This is a genomic window from Mucilaginibacter rivuli, from assembly GCF_019391655.1.
Lineage (GTDB): Bacteria > Bacteroidota > Bacteroidia > Sphingobacteriales > Sphingobacteriaceae > Mucilaginibacter > Mucilaginibacter rivuli.
Map to the genome: position 1 here is coordinate 19,503 of NZ_JAHXPQ010000012.1, position 17,129 is coordinate 36,631.

Genomic DNA, 17,129 nt, shown 5'->3' on the forward strand with positions numbered 1-17,129 from the left:
ACGATGTCTGATAATTTAGATCCGATAAGCCAGGCTATACGCATACAAACACCGCGTACGCCACAAGGCGAACACTCTACCCCTTTGTACCTCACCAGCAGCTTTTGCTTTGATGATGCCGATGCCATGCGCGCCGCCTTTGCCGAAGAAAGCGATGACAACATATACAGCCGCTTTAGCAACCCTACGGTTGATGAGTTTACCAAAAAAATGGTGATGCTGGAAGGTGCTGATGCAGGTTTTTCTACAGCCAGCGGGATGAGCGCCGTTGTAGGATCGATAATGGCGCTGTTAAAGAACGGCGACCACATGATTGTAAGCAGTTCGATATTCGGTAATACCAATACTTTTGTAAAAAAATACATGCCAAATTTTGGCATTACCTATACCATGGTGCAAGCCGGCGACGAATCGGCATGGGAGGCGGCCGTGCAGCCCAACACCAAAATGGTATACCTGGAAACACCTACCAACCCGCAGGTTGAAGTGCTCGACCTGGAGTGGATAGGCCAATTCAGTAAAAAGCATAATTTGATATTAAGCGTTGATAATTGCTTTGCTACACCATTATTGCAAAAACCGATTGATTTTGGTGCCGACCTGGTAATACACTCGGCCACAAAATGGATAGATGGGCAGGGCCGTGTTTTAGGTGGCGTAGTAGTTGGCCGTGCCGACCTGATCCGCGAGATATACCTGTTTTGCCGTGTTACAGGCCCAACCTTATCCGCATTTAACGCATGGGTACTGAGTAAGAGTTTGGAAACTTTAGACGTACGTATGGAGCGCCATTGCGCCAACGCCCTAAAGGTTGCCGAAACATTGGAGAGCCACCCACAAGTTGCATCTGTAAGATACCCGTTTTTACCCAGTCACCCGCAATATGCTATCGCTAAAAAGCAAATGAAAGCCGGTGGCGGAGTATTTTGTTTTGAGATAAAAGGCGGTGTTGAGGCAGGCCGCAAGTTTTTAAACGCATTGCAAATGCTATCAGTAACGGCTAACCTTGGTGATACCCGAAGCATATGCTCTCACCCGGCAAGCACCACACACAGTAAACTAACCGACGATGAACGCGCGGCCGTAGGGATTACCCCGGGCCTTATCCGCGTATCTACAGGTTTAGAGAAAGTAGAAGATATAATAGCGGATATACTTCAAGCATTGGAGAAGAGCCTTTAAGTATAGTTCCGATAAAATATGTGCCGGGTAATGCATTCCATTATCCGGCTTTTTTATAAACATGTATTTTATTTAGTACTATTTCTCCCGCAAGGTAGAGTCTTCTATCCTAACCTATTTTATAATTCCGTAACATACTTCCTTTGCTGTTACTTAATCACCTAAATGCAATAACAGCAACCGTTTAAGGCTGCTTTCCGCAGTAGATCGACTTAAAATAGAATGTCTTTTGCAGCAAAATATGCATGCTCCAAACCTCATGGCATTACTATTGATTGTTTGTTGCAACAGCTTGTTGTATTAACAATGCTCTACTAAATAATAAAAATGATGAAATTTAACTTAAAAAAAACAGGCCTGCTGTTAACCGGACTATTAGCCGGCAGTACCCTATTTGCACAAACACCCGATAGTGCAGCTACAAAAAATTACGTACAACCATTTTCGCCGGGCTCGGCTTTCCGTACCTGGTCTTTCGGCCTTAACGGCGGTATCACTTCACCTTATACCTTTATTGGCGGCAAGCAGGATTTTAAAAACCGTGGTACCGAGTTAGGTTACGGTGGTTTTATAAAATACCAAATGTTACCATCATTTGGCCTTCAAGGTGATTATTTCCGCGGAAAACTTACAGGCTCAGGCGCATCTACAACCGGTGCAAGCCCTTATGGCTCTTTTAGTACCGATATTAATTGGTCGGCAGCATTATCTGCAAATATAACATTGGCAAATATTAACTGGCGCCATAACAAAGGTGTTATACAACCTTACCTAACACTTGGTGGTGGTTATATGGAATTTACTCCGTCAGTAAAAAACACAACAGGTGCCAGCGTGGCTATCGCATCAAACACTACTACTTTCCAGGAGTTTTTTATCCCGGTTGGTTTGGGTTTAAAATTTGATATCGCGCCCGGCGTTAATTTTAACTTAGGTTACCAAATGAATTTTGTTAATTCTGATTTTGTTGATGGATATGCAACAGGTGCCGGTAATGATAAATTTTCATACGCCCACGCAGGTTTAGAGTTTGCCTTGGGTAGCCGCTCAAAACCACAATTGGCTACACATAACCCGGTATCATCAATGCGTTATGAGTATATCATGAAAGCAAAAGCATTACAAGACCAGGTTGATGCAGAAAAGGCAAAAAATGAAAAATTGCAAGCCGATTTAGCTGCAACAAATAGCAGCCTTGCCACTACCAATTCAAATCTGGACGCTACTAACGCTAAAGTTAATAGTTTAACTAAGGATAGCGATGGCGACGGTGTACCGGATTTCTTTGATAAATGTCCTAATACACCTTCCGGATCTAAAGTTGATGGTTCTGGTTGCCCATTACCAAAAGCAGAAAATGTTAAGGTATATGTAACCGAAGCTGATAAAAAAGTAGTTAGAGATGCTATTGCCAACCTTGAGTTCGATTTAGGTAAAGCAACCATCCGTTCACACTCTTTACCAAGCTTAAATAAAGTTGCTGAGTTATTGATCAACAAAAACTTCAGCTTGAAATTAGCAGGCCATACTGACAGCCAGGGTTCTGATGATTTTAACATGAGCTTATCAAAAGACCGTGCCGAATCAATCAAGGCTTATTTAGTAAGTAAAGGTGCAAACGCATCGCGTATTGAAGCTACAGGTTATGGCGAAACCCAACCTATCGCTTCAAACAAAACTGCTGCAGGTCGTCAAAAAAACCGCAGGGTTGAGTTTACATTGTACTAAGCCGCAGGTTTTAAATTTAAAGTACAAAGCCATCCGTTATCGGGTGGCTTTTTTATTTTAAAACATTAATTATTCATCTGCTGTTAGTAAACCATTAATTAACTACTCAAAATAACAATTATGAAAAAATTATGCGCTATCGTCGCATTAGCTGCTATGTGTTTTAGCAGTGTATATGCAACAAACATTAACACCGATACTACTAAGGTTAAAGCAAAGGTAAAAGTTACCAAACATGTAAGGCCAATTACCATGAAATCAAAAACCAAAACCGTGCATGACAGTACCAAGGTTAAAGTAAAAACCAAATTATAGTTTTTTAAAAAATTGATAAAAGCCTCCTGCAATATTTGCAGGAGGCTTTTTTATTTATTATTATTTATACCTTTAGCTAACCTTTATAAAAATCCTTATTATGGCAAACTTTAATACTTCGTACAACCTTACCATGGCAGCCGAGGGCGGTTATGTAAATAACCCCGCCGATCCGGGCGGCGAAACCTTTAAAGGTGTATCGCGCAACAATAACCCTAACTGGAGTGGCTGGGCAACTATAGATGCTATTAAAGCTACTAACCCGCCAAATTTAAATGCAGCGCTAAATGCGAATGCTTCGTTATTAGCGGTCATCATGTCTTTTTACCAGGTAAACTACTGGAACCCTAACCAAACGGGCGCTATAAATGATCAGCAAATTGCCAACCAGGTATTTGATACTGCGGTAAATTGCGGTGTTGGCCGTGGCGCACAGTTTTTGCAGGAAGCTGCAGGCGTTACTGCCGACAGGATTGTTGGCCCTGCTACATTAGCTGCAGTTAATGGTGCCAACGCCCAAACGTTATATAACGCATTCATAGCGATAAGGAAACAATACTACCTCAATCTTATTGCCGCTAACCCATCGCTGGCTCAGTTTAAAAATAGCTGGTTTAGCCGTTTGTGGCCATACACGCCGACTCAAAGCTAATTATAGTATATTGATAAGTTATAAATAATATCGGTGCAAACTAATCGGTGCTTTTAGGCATCTCTATAATTTGGTTATTGATATTTTTTAACGCGGCCAAAAAACCTGCCCTGTCGGCGGGTGAAACCTGGGTGCTATCGTAGCGGTTATAAAATATCTCAAGCCTGTCGGGCGATAAGGCCGGGGCGCTCAGCATGCTCCTCGTTTCCACTATTTTGGTAACCGACCGGATATCGATCTTCAATTTTAGGAAACCCGACCTTACTTCAAGCTCATCACCATCAATGGTATAATGCGTAGTAGAAAAAGTATAAGCTACCAATATACCTGCCACGGCAGGTATAATAATGGTGCCCCATATATTCTGAATTACAAAAAGCGTAAATAACCCACCAAAAATCACCACCAATGGAATAACCAGCGCGGGCGATATTTTTGATTTGAAGATTAGCTTCTGGCTCATTTGGCCTGTTTAATTTGTGAAGTTAGTTTATTGGCATCAGTAAACAATGCTTCCCAGGCTGATGTGTGTGCAGCTAAATTTTTAACCGACTCGTCGCCTACGTAAATACCCTTATTTGTAAGCAGGTAAAACTTAGCCATACCGTTATCGGGCGCAGCTGCCGAACGTGCCTTGGCTGCTTTAACAAGGTAACTTTGGCCGGCGCTTACAAACTGCCGGGCCGCGCTTTTTACAGCTTCACTTTTTTCGGCATCCATCCCTTCGCCTGCACTGGTAATGTATTTTGCGGCTCCGGTTTGGTATGCGGCCAAGCTTGTGGTGGCATCACCGTTATTTTGTTCAACTATAACGCCGTAAACAATTTCCTTATCGGCAGGAACAACAATTTTTAGCTGATCGGGGGTGGTGGTAAAAGCTGCCATGCGCAACTCGTTGAATTTATTTTCTGTTGGTGTAGGCTTTTTATAAACGGCTTTTGTTTCAGTTGTAGCAGTGGCGGTTGTTTGCGTGGTTTCCGCTGTGGTTTGGCTACTATTGGTTGCAGAATTGCCGGTTTCCTTTTTATTACCGCCACAAGCTGCAATGCAAATAACACAGGCAATCAGGCTGATTTGTACTATATATTTCAAGTTCATTTTATTTTTTAGTTATTATGTGATGGTATGCCGTAGATAAGGCATCGGTAAGCATGTCCGGGTGTATTTTATTGAGGTTTATGGTTGTCCAACCCTGCTTGCCCCAATTGTTTGCAACAGGGTAAATAACCTCATTATCAAACTTTGAAAAAACATCCTGGTCAATTTCGGTGAGTTTGATATTTACCTCGCACTTATCCGCATCCAGTGTAGCGAATATCCCCTTTTTTACCCTAAAGGCCGCCCTGTGGAAATGCGACTGCTCGGTAACACCAGGAAATGCTAAAGCAATTTGTCGGAATGTAGCGATATCAACCATAATTTATGTGTTTGTTTTAGCATCGCTCATGCGACGTTTTATATCTTCGGGAAAGTTACTTACGTGAAAAGTGTGCCCGCCGCTCAAGCGTATCAAAACATATTTGTATTCGGTAACCGATGTGCCAAAAGCTTCTATTTTTTCCGCGTCAACTGTTACTGTATTGGCTACGCCGTTTATCATATTTACTTCGCGCAGCTCTATCCATTTTGCCATTGTGGTGTATTTATATTGGGGAATGTAAAAATAGATAATATGCGGGTTTGCTACAAACTCAAATATTGCTTCTATTGAGTTGATTTCATTGATGAGTCAAAAATTACTTGCCAATTCGTTTTTTCTAATTCCTGTTCTGTAAATAGCATTATAGTATAGTACTTTTTAGCAGTTATTAATTTTCTCAAATTAACATTAATGGGATATTTCTTTAAGGTATCAACGTTAAAAACATAAATATGTAATTTGTGATCAGGACTATTTGCTATGTAGTTCAACCAACCATCGTTTCCACTTTGAATTTCTGAAAAAGTTGCATTTGGTTTAATGGTGTTTTCAAGATAATATGCAATATTGTTATAGCTTGAATCAATAGGTTGGGTGGCAATTTCAAAATTTGATTTATTTGTAATCTTTAGCCTATCGTTCCAGTATTCGCAACTTGATAATACAAACAAAAACAATATTAAAACCGAGTTTCCTTTCATATATCTATATACAAAAAATGCCCGCAGGTAACCCGCGGGCAAATATTAAAAAGTTTCCCGTTTAATGCTTTTCGCTCAATAGCTTAAGCCACCGGACCTAATGGCAAAACCACCCTGCCATAAAGCTCGTTCAATACCTGTGCTACGCCGGTGTATATGGCCGATGCGCCGCAAATAATACCTTCGTATCCCGCAAGGTGCTCCACCTCTTCGTTGCCTGTTACATGGGCCGCAACCAATAAAAAGAACAGCACTGTTAATGAGCCAAATACAAATTGCAAAGCTTTGCTCAATTTAAACGTACCGAAGAACAGCAACAAAGTAAATATACCCCACATGGTTAAAAAAGCTATCATTGAGCCATTGCTTGGCGCGGGCATCCAGCCGAATTTTGGGATCAATATCAACCCTACCAGTGTAAGCCAGAAAAAGCCGTACGATGTAAAGGCGGTAAGGCCAAAGGTGTTGTTCTTTTTAGCTTCGATGATACCTGCAATTACCTGGGCGGTGCCGCCGTAAAAAATACCCATACATAATATCATGGGGCTCATTTCGATGATTCCGGCATTTTTAATGTTAAGTAAAACGGTTGTCATACCAAAGGCCAGCAAGCCAAGCGGCGCAGGGTTAGCGGTGTTCTCTTTAAGCGAGACAATTTTTGTGTCGGTCATAATTTTTTTAGGTTGGTTAAATTGGTTATCATTACAAGTGTGTAATTGACGTGTTTAAAAGTATATGTTTTTTAAAACAATAGCAATAAAAAAATCTTTACCACAAAAATAATCGCCTATGCAAAAGTTAGTATTGTTACGCCACGGCGAAAGTGTTTGGAACCTTGAAAACCTCTTTACCGGCTGGACGGATGTGGAACTAAGTCATACCGGTTACCTGCAGGCCAAAAAGGCCGGAGAGCTGCTCAGAGCAAATAATTACAACTTCGACGTTGCTTTCACCTCGGTTTTAAAACGGTCGATAAAAACGCTGCATTTTGTATTGGAAGAGCTGGACCATTTGTGGATACCGGTAACCAAATCATGGCGGATGAACGAGCGTTTTTATGGTGCTTTACAGGGATTGAATAAAGAAGAAACCATTGCAAAATACGGAGAAGAGCAGGTACGTAAATGGCGCCGCGACCCAAACGAACTACCGCCGCCTATAACTAAGGATGATGAACGCTACCCCGGCCACGACCTGCGTTATAAAGCCCTTACCGAACGCGAACTGCCCCTCACAGAAAATCTGAGCCAAACCATGGATCGCGTTTTACCCTTTTGGCAGGAACATATTGTACCCGAAATGCGGAAGGACCAAAAGGTAATAATATGCGGGCATGGTAATAGTTTACGCGCACTTGTTAAATATATTGACAGGTTAACTGATGAAGAAGTTACACAACTTGATATACCCACCGGCGTACCGCTGATATATGAACTGGACGATGATTTGAATAGGGTAAGGCACTATTATTTGGAATAGATATTAGTCCCACCAAACACTGTAGCTTTTACCAATACTTTCGTCGGAAATATTATTAGGTTTTTCATCGTACATTAAGCCTTCGTATATCTCATCGGGCTTAAGGGATTTAAACAGTTTTTTTATTTCAACTATTGAGTAATGTCCATTGATAAAAATCATATCTGAATAAAACCATTCAGAATCCTCAATATCTGCTATTCTGACTAAAATCAGGCATGTATTTTTGTTGCTTTCTATTTCGAGGAGCGTTTCGTAAAAATGCAATAACGATGGTGGATCTGGATAAATATTTGCACCTATTGAACCTGTATCATTGTTACCGTCAAAGAAATCAGCTATACTAACAAATACTTCCTTTTCAAGATAACCAGCTTCATTAATCTTACTAAAGTAAAAAAGTTCTTTTGTCCTTTTTGATTAATCCTAAACGCGATAAAAAGTTCTTCAGATTCATTTTACATATTTAGGAATTTCAAGCAAAACAACAAAGCCCGGTATAACCGGGCTTTGTTGTTTTTAGATTATCAGACATCCAACCTCCAGAATATTTACCAGATCTTTATCCTGTCCTCTGGCGCTTTATACATTTTATCGCCGGGTTTAACATCAAAGGCTTTGTACCATGCATCAAGGTTTACTACGGTGCCCAGTACACGGTATTTACCCGGTGAGTGCGGGTCGGTCAATATGCGCGACATGGCCTCTTCCGGACGCATTGATTCACGCCATACTTGCGCAAAGCCTAAAAAGAAACGCTGATCCGGCGTAAAGCCATTTATCTTAACATTCGATTTACCTTGTTTAGTTTTCTTGAAGGCTTCGTAAGCTACGTTCATCCCGCCAAGGTCGGCAAGGTTTTCGCCTAAGGTTAGCTTGCCTTTAATATGCATGGTATCTACCGGGTTAAAGCCGTTAAACTCTTCAACCACTTTTTGCGCACGGGTAACAAACTTATCCGCGTCGTCTTTTGTCCACCAGTCACGCAGGGAACCATCGGCATCAAACTGGCGTCCCTGGTCATCAAAACCGTGGGTCATTTCGTGGCCTATTACTACACCAATGCCGCCATAGTTTACCGCATCATCGGCACCAAAATCAAAAAACGGATATTGCAGTATACCTGCCGGGAAAGTGATCTGGTTATTAGTAGGGCTGTATGATGCGTTAACGGTAGGCGCTGTCATGCCCCAACGTTTTTTATCAACAGACTTGCCCAATTGGCTCACGCTAAAGTTGTAACGCCAAATGGCCACGCGTTTAAGGTTACCTACATAATCATTACGTTTAATTACCAGGCCATCGTAGGTTTGCCATTTATCAGGGTAACCAATTTTAACAGTAAAGGCTGCCAGTTTTTTAAGGGCACGGGCCTTGGTTTCGCTGCTCATCCAGTCAAGGCGCTTTATGCGGTCGCCTAAGGTTACCTTAAGGTTGATCACCAGGTTTACCATATACTGTTTGGCGGCTGCGGTAAAATACTTTTTAACGTACAGCTGGCCCAATAATTCGCCAAGACTGCCATCAACAAGGCTGCTCATGCGCTCCACACGTGGCGATTGCACCTTTTGGCCAGAAATGGCGCTGCTGTAAGCAAAGGCCGCGTTAACAAACGGCGAACTCAATGAACTTGCCGAACCTTTTAACACCTGCCATTTTAGGTAAACTTTCCAATCTTCAACCGGGGTAGATTTGAATAACTCATCAACTGTAACAAAGAATAATGGCTGCGCCACTATTACGCTATCCTGCCCGCCCATTTTTAATTTTGGCAATAAAGCCACCCAGTTAAACGACGGGGTTGTTTTACTAAAAGCCGGTACGGTGAATTTGTTGTAATTTTTGTTAGGGTCGCGCAGGGCAACACGGTCAATTTGAGCTGTGGCCAACTTTTTTTCTATCTCATAAATGGTAGCTGTATTTTTTGCCGCTTCATCTGCCGATGAGCCTGTTAAGATAAACAACGTGGCGATGTATTTTTTATAAGCTTCCTGCACTTTGGTGCTGCGCCCATCGCTTTTCAGGTAATAATCGCGATCGGGCATGGTGGTACCGCCCTGGCCAAACTGTACAATGTTTTTGTTGGGATGTTTTGAGTCTTGGCCAACGCCAACGCTAAATAAGGCACCGCCGGTGCCATTAAGGCGTTGGGCAATTATTTCATCAAGCACCTGGGTAAGGTTACTGATCTTGTCAACACGGTCCAGGTCGGCCTTAATTGGCGTGTAACCTAACTTTTCGATAGTTACGCTATCCATACCGCTGGCAAACATATCGCCAACACGTTGTTTCAGGCTGCCTTTAGGCTGGCCCTTTGCCGAGCTAACTTCTTTTAAAAGCGCTATCAGTTTTTTATTATTGCCATCGGCAAGTATATTAAAGCTACCCCAGCGTGTTTTATCACTCGGTATAGGGTGTGTCTTTACCCATTTGCCATTGGCGTATTCAAAAAAATCGTCGCCGGGTTTTATGCTAAGGTCCATGTTGGCCGGGTCGATGTATTTAATGGGATTTTTTACTGGTTTGGGGGCCGGCTTATCGCCGCCACCAGCAAATGTGTTAGCCGACAGGCATACAGCGCCCGTAAGCATCAAAGTGCAGAACTTTATTTTCATGAGTGTGAGTTAATGAGGGTTTGAAATTACAAATGTGAAAACGATTTTACAACTCCCTGCCTTAATATGTTGGAATACTTAAAAAAATAAAAAAAACGGCAACAGATACATTCCTAAAAAGTAATGTCATTGTATTACCCTACAATTTTATACACAAGGCAACCAAAGCAATTATACCTGCGTATACTTTATGTAGAGTTTGTTCAGAATTAGTTAAGGTTTGCTCCCTGCTCCCGCAATGGCAGGGGGCTTTTTTTGCGCTATTTTTTGGCTAATGTATACTCACCCCAAAGGTCGGTAGTGCTTACTATATCCATATTACGTGCCGTGCCGCTTTGTATAGCAGTGCCGTTCATATACCTAAAGCTTATGCCGCCGGTGTTAATGTACCTGGTATCGCCGCCGTTTAGCACAATATGGTAGGCAACCGGCCCGGGTTTAGTGGCAGAGAGGCCTAAGTATTTTAAAGGGATGGCCAGTTCATATGTAACAGTCAGTCTATTATCAAAGCGGGCGCTTAACTGTATGCCCACCTCATTATATACTGATATTAAAGAGTCCTGCACATCGGGAAAGCCCTTTACCCCTATCATCTTCATATTCTGCGGTATTTGCGCGTTGGCCTTCTGCATGATCGAGTCGAGCCTTTTTGTTTTGAGCACAGAATCTTTTATCGGCTCAAGTTCATGATAATCGGCACCATCTAATCCCGTTAAGGCAATGCGCATAATTTTTTGGTACTCGGGCCTTTTCATCACCGGGAAGGTAACAGACACCGCGTTTTTATCCTCTTTCTTTTTTGATGAGTTTATGGTAACGGTAATGCCCGCCATCATGGTTTTCTGTACCATTTGTATCCTATCGGCCTGTATAACAAGGTATAAGTTTTCGGCATCGTTGGCCATGGTGTAATATATTTGATTGGCTTTGTTATAGGCTTCAAACTTATTGCCCCATTCGGTTGGTTTACCATCTACCTTCACATTGATAGGCGCATATACACCATTCTTTTGTATGGAAGGCAGCTTTTGCGCGAATATTGCGTTGCCGGTAAAAAACAATAGCACCAACAGCATTGAATAGTTTTTTAAATTTTGCATAATCCCCGGTTTAAGATTGGTTGCCCAAGATATAACTATAAAAATAGTTTACAAATATATTTTCGTATTATTTACTTTACAACCAATTTATGGGTAAAGTTTATACGCGGGTCTGAGAGGTCCCACTTTGCGGCTTCCTTTTGCACCAAAACTTTGTGCTTTTTGCTGATATCGTGCAAAGCATTCCCTACCGATTTACGTACATACTCGCTGTCGCTGGTTTTAAGTTTAGCGATGAGTTTGATGGCAACATCGGGCTGTTGTTTAAAATATGGCCGGCTTGTCCAGATTCGCAGGCCCTCTATCGCGGCGCGGTTCAGGTTGTGTTGTTTGCTGTTTAGCCATACTTTTATTTCGGGCAGGGCATTTTCGTACCCGGTGGCTTTACAATAGCTATCAAAAGCCTTGGCCAGCATTTCCTGAACGCGCCAGTTATCATCGTGTACTACATTGGTTTTGAGGAGTGTGAGGGCGGCGATGTTTGTAGCAGTTAGCTCACCCAGCAGGTATGTGCCGAGCATGCGCGCCTGGTAAACACTTTCGTTGATGAGCGTACCCGCAATTTGCAGGTGATTCAGTTCTGCTTGCGCGAGGAGTTTATCGCCAGCCTCGGTAATATGTTTAAAGCCGTGCTCGGTTTGTTGTAGTTCTTCAATTATCGCTTTCAGCATTGTTATGCCAGTATTTGTTTTAAATGATGCTCCAGGTGCTGCACATAATCGGCGGCAAGCCACTCAACCGTACGTAATGAAACTTCATCTTTGCCGGTATCGCAGGTGTTTTGGAGCATGCTATCGGGATAATTGCTTAATACCCGCGAGATCTGCTTGTTTAACAAGCGCCACAGGGTAAGCAGGTCATCAACCTTAGTTTGCTGGTAATGTTGTACCGCTACCCAATCATTTTGCAAGTACACCAATTTAAAATTCTGCTCATATGTGCAGCGGATAAAGCGGTTCAAGTTATTGTTGGCGCTATCTGCCAGGTGGCCGAGTATTTCCTTTTTTGACCAAACATCAGACGAGGGTTTGGATTCCCAATCCACATCGGTGGTGATGAGCATGATTAAAAAATCCTGGATGATCTGGTCTATCTGGTGTACGGGTGCGAGCATGGGTAAAGGTAGGGAAAATTGTTTCAGTAGTTATTTGCCAAATAAATCACTTACACTTTGGTCACTTTTTATCCATAAAACATCTTGTTCAATACTTCGGTATAATATAGTTACTCCTCTAATAATTTTTATCATAATGTCATAATATACCTGGGTTTCGCAAGTTTCAACCAATATACCCTCCTCAGCCTTGTCATTTAAAAAAATAAATGAGGGGTATTCAAAGTAACTCCATAGTTTGGAAACCATGTTTCGATTGAAAGATAGATCAAGTGGGTTTAAACGAAATAACAATTCAAAATGATCTGTCCCTTCATCAATGAACACTTCATTGGAAAGCGCAGCTATAGTTTTATCAATTTCATTGTCACGATAATTTATTCTGCGCCCGTTAAAATATATGGTTTCTGCTTTACCGGATAATGTTTTGAAGATAAAATTCCATTTAGACTCGCTTATATCTATTTCATTTTCTAAATCTTTAATTGATCCAGAGTAGTTATTGTGAACTTTAATATCTAAACTATTCATTTTTTGCTACTTTCTATCCTTCACCCTGATCACCAGCTTCAACCCGCTCCAAACTTCATCAACCGCACAAACTTTAACATCAACCAAGCCGGTTTCTAATGCGTAATTGCGAATGATATCTTCAGTAATATCTGTGGGGACTTTGGATGCTTTTTTGGGCCAGGATATCCAGATGCAACCGTTTTGCACGATCTGGCTTTTTATCCGCGGCAGCGTGGCGAAATATTCAGCTTTGTTTTTAACAAACAGGTGGATGATATCTTTCAGTTCGTTTTCATCACTCACAAAAACAACATCAGGCGGCAGATCAGCAAACAGGCTGAGATAATGTTCGGGGGTATTGATTAAAGCAATTTTGCAGCCGGGTTTGATGCCGAGTTTTTTAGCGAGTGGGGTGCCTGAGTAGCCTGCCTGCATTTTTATACAGTTTGGTTAATATGCGTTATGTTTTGCGGCGTTAAGTAATACAACACTTCTTCATCATGGCCATATATTATGCACTCCGTATCGGGATTTTGCAGTATAAGTTGCTTAGCAACCGCAAAGGCTTCATCGGCTTGCGTAAATTTGGTGTATATTTTCTGCTTATTATCAGTTACCGGCTTAAACTGTTCATCTAAAACTACCCCACTCTTAAATTCGGCTCTCAGCAAGGCAACATGCCATGTATTCAATTCGGGGAATTTTTCCATGATATTTCAGTTTAATAAAAGGATCATAACGGCCGGCCTCTCCGGTAAGATAAATATCGCAATAAAATACAATAGTATACAAAGCTTCATACGTTAACCCCTTTTCGGCTTTCCACTCAAAAAACGTATACTTGTTCAACAAAACCGCTACTAACAAAACCTTATGGCATTAAACTATATCTGGGTCGCATTTTTTTTGATCGCGTTTGTTATCGCGCTTATCAAGCTGATCTTTTTTGGCGATGTGGAATCGTTTAAAACGTTAAATGAGGCCCTGTTTTCGGCCAGCAAAGGCTCGGTAATGGATATCGCGTTGCCGCTGATAGGTACCATGGCCTTTTGGCTGGGTATTATGAAAATAGGCGAAAAGGCGGGCGCCATCAATTTCCTGTCGCGCATTGTGGGCCCTTTCTTCCACCGCCTGTTTCCTGAAGTACCAAAGGACCACCCGGCAACAGGTAATATGATGATGAATTTTTCGGCAAACATGCTTGGCCTTGATAATGCTGCAACACCACTGGGTTTGAAAGCCATGGGTAGCCTGCAGGAACTCAACCCCAATAAAGATACCGCATCAAACGCGCAGATCATGTTTTTGGTGCTGCATACATCGGGCTTAACCCTGTTACCTATCAGCATTATCGCGCAACGTGCCATATTAAAAGCACACGACCCGACAGACGTTTTTATTCCCTGCATTATAGGCACGTATGTAGCTACCATTGTGGGTATGCTTGCCGTGGCCATCAAACAAAAAATAAACCTTTGGGATAAAGTAATTATTAGCTGGCTTCTTGGCTTAACGGCTTTTATTGGCGGCATTGTTTTTTACTTCCAGTTCTTTTTAAGTCACGAGCAGATCAGCAAGGTATCTATGATTGCCAGTAACCTGCTGATATTTTTCATTCCCGTTGTTTTTATTACGGGGGGACTGGTAAAAAAAGTAAACATATTTGAGGCCTTTATTGAGGGCGCTGTTGGTGGGTTTGAAACCATCATCAAAATTATCCCCTACCTGGTAGCCATGTTGGTGGGGATAGCGGTTTTCCGTGCATCGGGCGCTATGGGTTACCTGGTTGACGGATTAAGGTACTTATTTGCCTTAATGCATGTAGATACCCGCTTTGTTGACGCCCTGCCTGTAGCAGTGCTTAAACCATTAAGTGGTTCGGGCGCCAAGGGGATGATGATAGCAAATATGGAAACCTTTGGTGTGGATAGCTTTGTTGGCCGCCTGGGTTGCATATTTAATGGCTCGGCCGATACCACATTTTACATTGTAGCGTTGTACTTCGGTTCGGTGGGGATAAAAAATTCGCGCTATGCCATACCAATGGGCCTGCTTGCTGACCTGGCGGGTGTAATTGCTGCTATATTTGTGGGCTATTTATTTTTTGGATAATAAAGAAATTGAAAAGAAAAATGAGATCGATACGGTTTACGTTGTTATTGATAAGCATAGGCAGTTTAAGCCTGCAGGCACAAAATAACCAGAACAAACAAAAGCTGACACCCGAAATGCTCTGGAAACTGGGCCGCCTGGGCAGCAGTACCCTTACCCCCGACGGTAAAAACATTATTTACAGCGTTACCACCTATAACATGGGTGCCAATACCAACCAGCCTAATTTATTTACCATACCCGTTAGCGGCGGTGCATCGCAACAAATAACAAACGAACCGGGTGGTAAGGCTATTTTAAAGATAGATGCCAAAAACCGCATGACCTATTGGTACGATGGCCGCTTATGGCAAATGAATACGGATGGGTCTAACCTGGCCATGTTATCAGTAAACCAGCAGGATAATTTTGATAATGTGCGCATATCGCCCGATGGCAAAAAAATAATGTACACCCGAGATGTACAGGTACAAAAACTATTGGCAAAAGATAAATACCCGGATCTGCAAAAATCTACAGCTTATGTTTTTACCGACCTCAACTTTCGCCATTGGGATACGTATAATACCGGTATGTGCTCGCATATTTTTGTTGCCGATTATGATAATGGTAAGATAAGCGGCGAAAAAGATATTATGCATGGCGAAGCCTTTGATGCGCCCCAAAAGCCATCGGGCGGGTTGGAAGACCTGATATTTAGTCCGGATAGCAAGCGCGTAATATACGTTTGCAAAAAGAAAGCCGGTAAAGATTATGCCGTAAGCACCAATACCGACCTGTACCAATATGATATAGCTACTGATGAAACCCGCGACATTACGCAGGGCATGAATGGATACGATACACAGCCTGCTTTTAGTAATGATGGCAGCAAGTTTGCATGGCTGAGCATGAAGGAAGATGGTTACGAAGCCGACAAGAACGACATCTTTATCCGCGATGTGAAGGGTGGCCCTAAAATGAACCTGACCGCCCAATGGGATGAAACAGTAAGCTCATTCCTGTTCAGTAAAGATGATTCGAAGATATACTTTTTGGCTGACCATGACGGCACCGATCAGCTGTTCAGCATTGATATTAAAGGTTTAACACCGGGTACAGTGCCGGTGATAAAGCAACTCACCAAAGGGCAGTTTGATGTTACCGGTATAACGGGGCAGGCAGGCAATACCATGGTAGTTAGCCGCACAGATATGAACCATGCTGCCGAGCTTTATACAGTTGACCTGGCCACCGGCGATATGCGTCAGCTAAGCGACATTAACACCGCTATGAATAACCGCCTGGCTCAAACCAAAGTGGTAGAACGCCATACCAAAACTACCGATGGTAAAGACCTGCTATCGTGGGTGATATACCCACCCGATTTTGATAAGGATAAAAAATACCCTACCCTGCTATATTGTCAGGGCGGCCCACAATCGGGCTTAACCCAGTTTTATTCCTTCCGCTGGAACTTTCAGCTGATGGCATCGCAGGGCTATATTGTAATTGCTCCAAACCGCCGCGGCATGCCGGGGCATGGCGTAGAGTGGAACAAACAAATAAGCGGCGACTGGGGCGGGCAGCCTATACAAGATTACCTGAGCGCCATTGACGATATCAGCACGGAACCCTATGTAGATAAGGAACGCCTGGGCTGCGTAGGCGCCAGTTACGGGGGCTACTCGGTTTTTATGCTTGCAGGTGTACATAATGGCCGCTTTAAAACGTTCATCGCCCACGATGGTTTATTTGACCTGAAAAGCTGGTATGGCACTACCGAAGAAATGTGGTTTGCCAATAAAGATATTGGCGGCAACTATTGGGACAAGGTAAACATGAAGGCCCAAAAAAGCTACCTTAAATTTGACCCGAGCAATTTTGTAAGCAAATGGAACACCCCTATTATGGTGGTACAGGGCGGCCGCGATTACCGCGTACCCATTGGCCAGGGTATGGAAGCTTTCCAGGCGGCGCAGCTAAAAGGCATAAAATCGAAATTACTGTACCTGCCAGATGAGAACCACTGGGTACTAAAACCGCAAAATGGCATTGTATGGCAAAGGGAGTTTTTTGACTGGTTGAAGGAAACGTTGTGATTTCGGACATCGGATTTTCGATTTCGGATTTTGTTGAATAGCGATTTTAATTTGCTTATTGAGCTAATTTCCACGATATTATATGTCCGACAGTATTTTCACCTGTTTTTTTTAACT

General features: G+C 42.5%; 21 protein-coding genes. 7 read left to right on the forward strand and 14 right to left on the reverse strand.

The genetic code is table 11. The features are described from left to right. Window positions 1-3 precede the first annotated feature (3 nt). The 4 genes from KXQ82_RS19630 (at window position 4) to KXQ82_RS19645 (ending at window position 3,877) form a co-directional block, all read left to right on the forward strand. Window positions 4-1,182, forward strand: coding sequence for an O-succinylhomoserine sulfhydrylase (locus tag KXQ82_RS19630; RefSeq protein WP_219490494.1), 1,179 nt, complete (start codon window positions 4-6; stop codon window positions 1,180-1,182). Between the two features lie 330 nt (window positions 1,183-1,512). Next, window positions 1,513-2,910 carry an OmpA family protein gene (locus KXQ82_RS19635; RefSeq protein ID WP_219490531.1) on the forward strand — a complete coding sequence of 466 codons (1,398 nt, stop codon included), beginning with the start codon at window positions 1,513-1,515 and terminating at the stop codon, window positions 2,908-2,910. A 120-nt stretch (window positions 2,911-3,030) separates the two neighbouring features. Then, entirely contained in the window at window positions 3,031-3,225 is a 195-nt protein-coding gene (locus tag KXQ82_RS19640; RefSeq protein ID WP_219490496.1) for a hypothetical protein, read from the forward strand. Between the two features lie 100 nt (window positions 3,226-3,325). Next, window positions 3,326-3,877, forward strand: a complete 552-nt coding sequence (locus KXQ82_RS19645) for a glycoside hydrolase family 108 protein (RefSeq protein WP_219490498.1) — start codon at window positions 3,326-3,328, stop codon at window positions 3,875-3,877. A gap of 40 nt (window positions 3,878-3,917) precedes the next feature. Here the strand turns inward: KXQ82_RS19645 and KXQ82_RS19650 are convergent, their stop codons facing one another. The 6 genes from KXQ82_RS19650 to KXQ82_RS19675 form a co-directional block, all read right to left on the reverse strand. Then, window positions 3,918-4,340 carry a PH domain-containing protein gene (locus tag KXQ82_RS19650; RefSeq protein WP_219490500.1) on the reverse strand — a complete coding sequence of 141 codons (423 nt, stop codon included), beginning with the start codon at window positions 4,338-4,340 and terminating at the stop codon, window positions 3,918-3,920. Beyond that, window positions 4,337-4,975: a hypothetical protein gene (locus KXQ82_RS19655; RefSeq protein ID WP_219490501.1), complete on the reverse strand. Its 639-nt coding sequence runs from the start codon at window positions 4,973-4,975 to the stop codon at window positions 4,337-4,339. Before KXQ82_RS19655 ends, KXQ82_RS19650 begins: the two co-directional genes overlap by 4 nt. Before the next feature lies 1 nt (window position 4,976). Then, window positions 4,977-5,294, reverse strand: a complete 318-nt coding sequence (locus KXQ82_RS19660) for an MmcQ/YjbR family DNA-binding protein (protein ID WP_219490503.1) — start codon at window positions 5,292-5,294, stop codon at window positions 4,977-4,979. Window positions 5,295-5,297: 3 nt separating this feature from the next. Beyond that, a complete protein-coding gene (locus KXQ82_RS19665; protein WP_219490505.1) occupies window positions 5,298-5,510 on the reverse strand; it encodes a hypothetical protein in 213 nt (70 codons plus the stop codon). Between the two features lie 71 nt (window positions 5,511-5,581). Next, complete coding sequence (locus KXQ82_RS19670) at window positions 5,582-5,998, reverse strand: hypothetical protein (protein WP_219490507.1); 417 nt, start codon at window positions 5,996-5,998, stop codon at window positions 5,582-5,584. 83 nt (window positions 5,999-6,081) lie between these two features. After that, window positions 6,082-6,669 carry an acetate uptake transporter gene (locus KXQ82_RS19675; RefSeq protein ID WP_219490509.1) on the reverse strand — a complete coding sequence of 196 codons (588 nt, stop codon included), beginning with the start codon at window positions 6,667-6,669 and terminating at the stop codon, window positions 6,082-6,084. A gap of 118 nt (window positions 6,670-6,787) precedes the next feature. Here KXQ82_RS19675 and gpmA point away from each other — a divergent pair, with 118 nt between their 5' ends. After that, a complete protein-coding gene (gene gpmA / locus KXQ82_RS19680; protein ID WP_219490511.1) occupies window positions 6,788-7,477 on the forward strand; it encodes a 2,3-diphosphoglycerate-dependent phosphoglycerate mutase in 690 nt (229 codons plus the stop codon). A 3-nt stretch (window positions 7,478-7,480) separates the two neighbouring features. Here the strand turns inward: gpmA and KXQ82_RS20030 are convergent, their stop codons facing one another. From KXQ82_RS20030 to KXQ82_RS19720, 8 genes are all read right to left on the reverse strand, one after another. Continuing rightward, a complete protein-coding gene (locus tag KXQ82_RS20030) occupies window positions 7,481-7,861 on the reverse strand; it encodes a YfbO family protein (RefSeq protein WP_500796415.1) in 381 nt (126 codons plus the stop codon). Between the two features lie 167 nt (window positions 7,862-8,028). Further along, window positions 8,029-10,092 carry a M13 family metallopeptidase gene (locus KXQ82_RS19690; RefSeq protein WP_219490515.1) on the reverse strand — a complete coding sequence of 688 codons (2,064 nt, stop codon included), beginning with the start codon at window positions 10,090-10,092 and terminating at the stop codon, window positions 8,029-8,031. Window positions 10,093-10,352: 260 nt separating this feature from the next. Next, window positions 10,353-11,192: a hypothetical protein gene (locus KXQ82_RS19695; RefSeq protein WP_219490517.1), complete on the reverse strand. Its 840-nt coding sequence runs from the start codon at window positions 11,190-11,192 to the stop codon at window positions 10,353-10,355. 71 nt (window positions 11,193-11,263) lie between these two features. Next, complete coding sequence (locus KXQ82_RS19700) at window positions 11,264-11,863, reverse strand: DNA alkylation repair protein (RefSeq protein WP_219490518.1); 600 nt, start codon at window positions 11,861-11,863, stop codon at window positions 11,264-11,266. Window positions 11,864-11,865: 2 nt separating this feature from the next. Then, window positions 11,866-12,306, reverse strand: a complete 441-nt coding sequence (locus KXQ82_RS19705; RefSeq protein WP_219490520.1) for a DinB family protein — start codon at window positions 12,304-12,306, stop codon at window positions 11,866-11,868. A 30-nt stretch (window positions 12,307-12,336) separates the two neighbouring features. Further along, on the reverse strand, window positions 12,337-12,837 hold the full coding sequence (locus tag KXQ82_RS19710; protein WP_219490521.1) for a hypothetical protein: 501 nt from the start codon (window positions 12,835-12,837) through the stop codon (window positions 12,337-12,339). 6 nt (window positions 12,838-12,843) lie between these two features. Further along, window positions 12,844-13,254 carry a DUF3052 domain-containing protein gene (locus KXQ82_RS19715; RefSeq protein WP_219490522.1) on the reverse strand — a complete coding sequence of 137 codons (411 nt, stop codon included), beginning with the start codon at window positions 13,252-13,254 and terminating at the stop codon, window positions 12,844-12,846. 2 nt (window positions 13,255-13,256) lie between these two features. Then, on the reverse strand, window positions 13,257-13,529 hold the full coding sequence (locus KXQ82_RS19720) for a hypothetical protein (protein ID WP_219490524.1): 273 nt from the start codon (window positions 13,527-13,529) through the stop codon (window positions 13,257-13,259). Window positions 13,530-13,692: 163 nt separating this feature from the next. On the opposite strand from KXQ82_RS19720, the gene KXQ82_RS19725 reads away from it, so the two are divergent. Both KXQ82_RS19725 and KXQ82_RS19730 read left to right on the forward strand, forming a co-directional pair. After that, window positions 13,693-14,931, forward strand: coding sequence for a nucleoside recognition domain-containing protein (locus tag KXQ82_RS19725; RefSeq protein WP_219490526.1), 1,239 nt, complete (start codon window positions 13,693-13,695; stop codon window positions 14,929-14,931). Window positions 14,932-14,951: 20 nt separating this feature from the next. Next, window positions 14,952-17,012 carry a S9 family peptidase gene (locus KXQ82_RS19730; protein WP_219490528.1) on the forward strand — a complete coding sequence of 687 codons (2,061 nt, stop codon included), beginning with the start codon at window positions 14,952-14,954 and terminating at the stop codon, window positions 17,010-17,012. Window positions 17,013-17,129 lie beyond the last annotated feature (117 nt).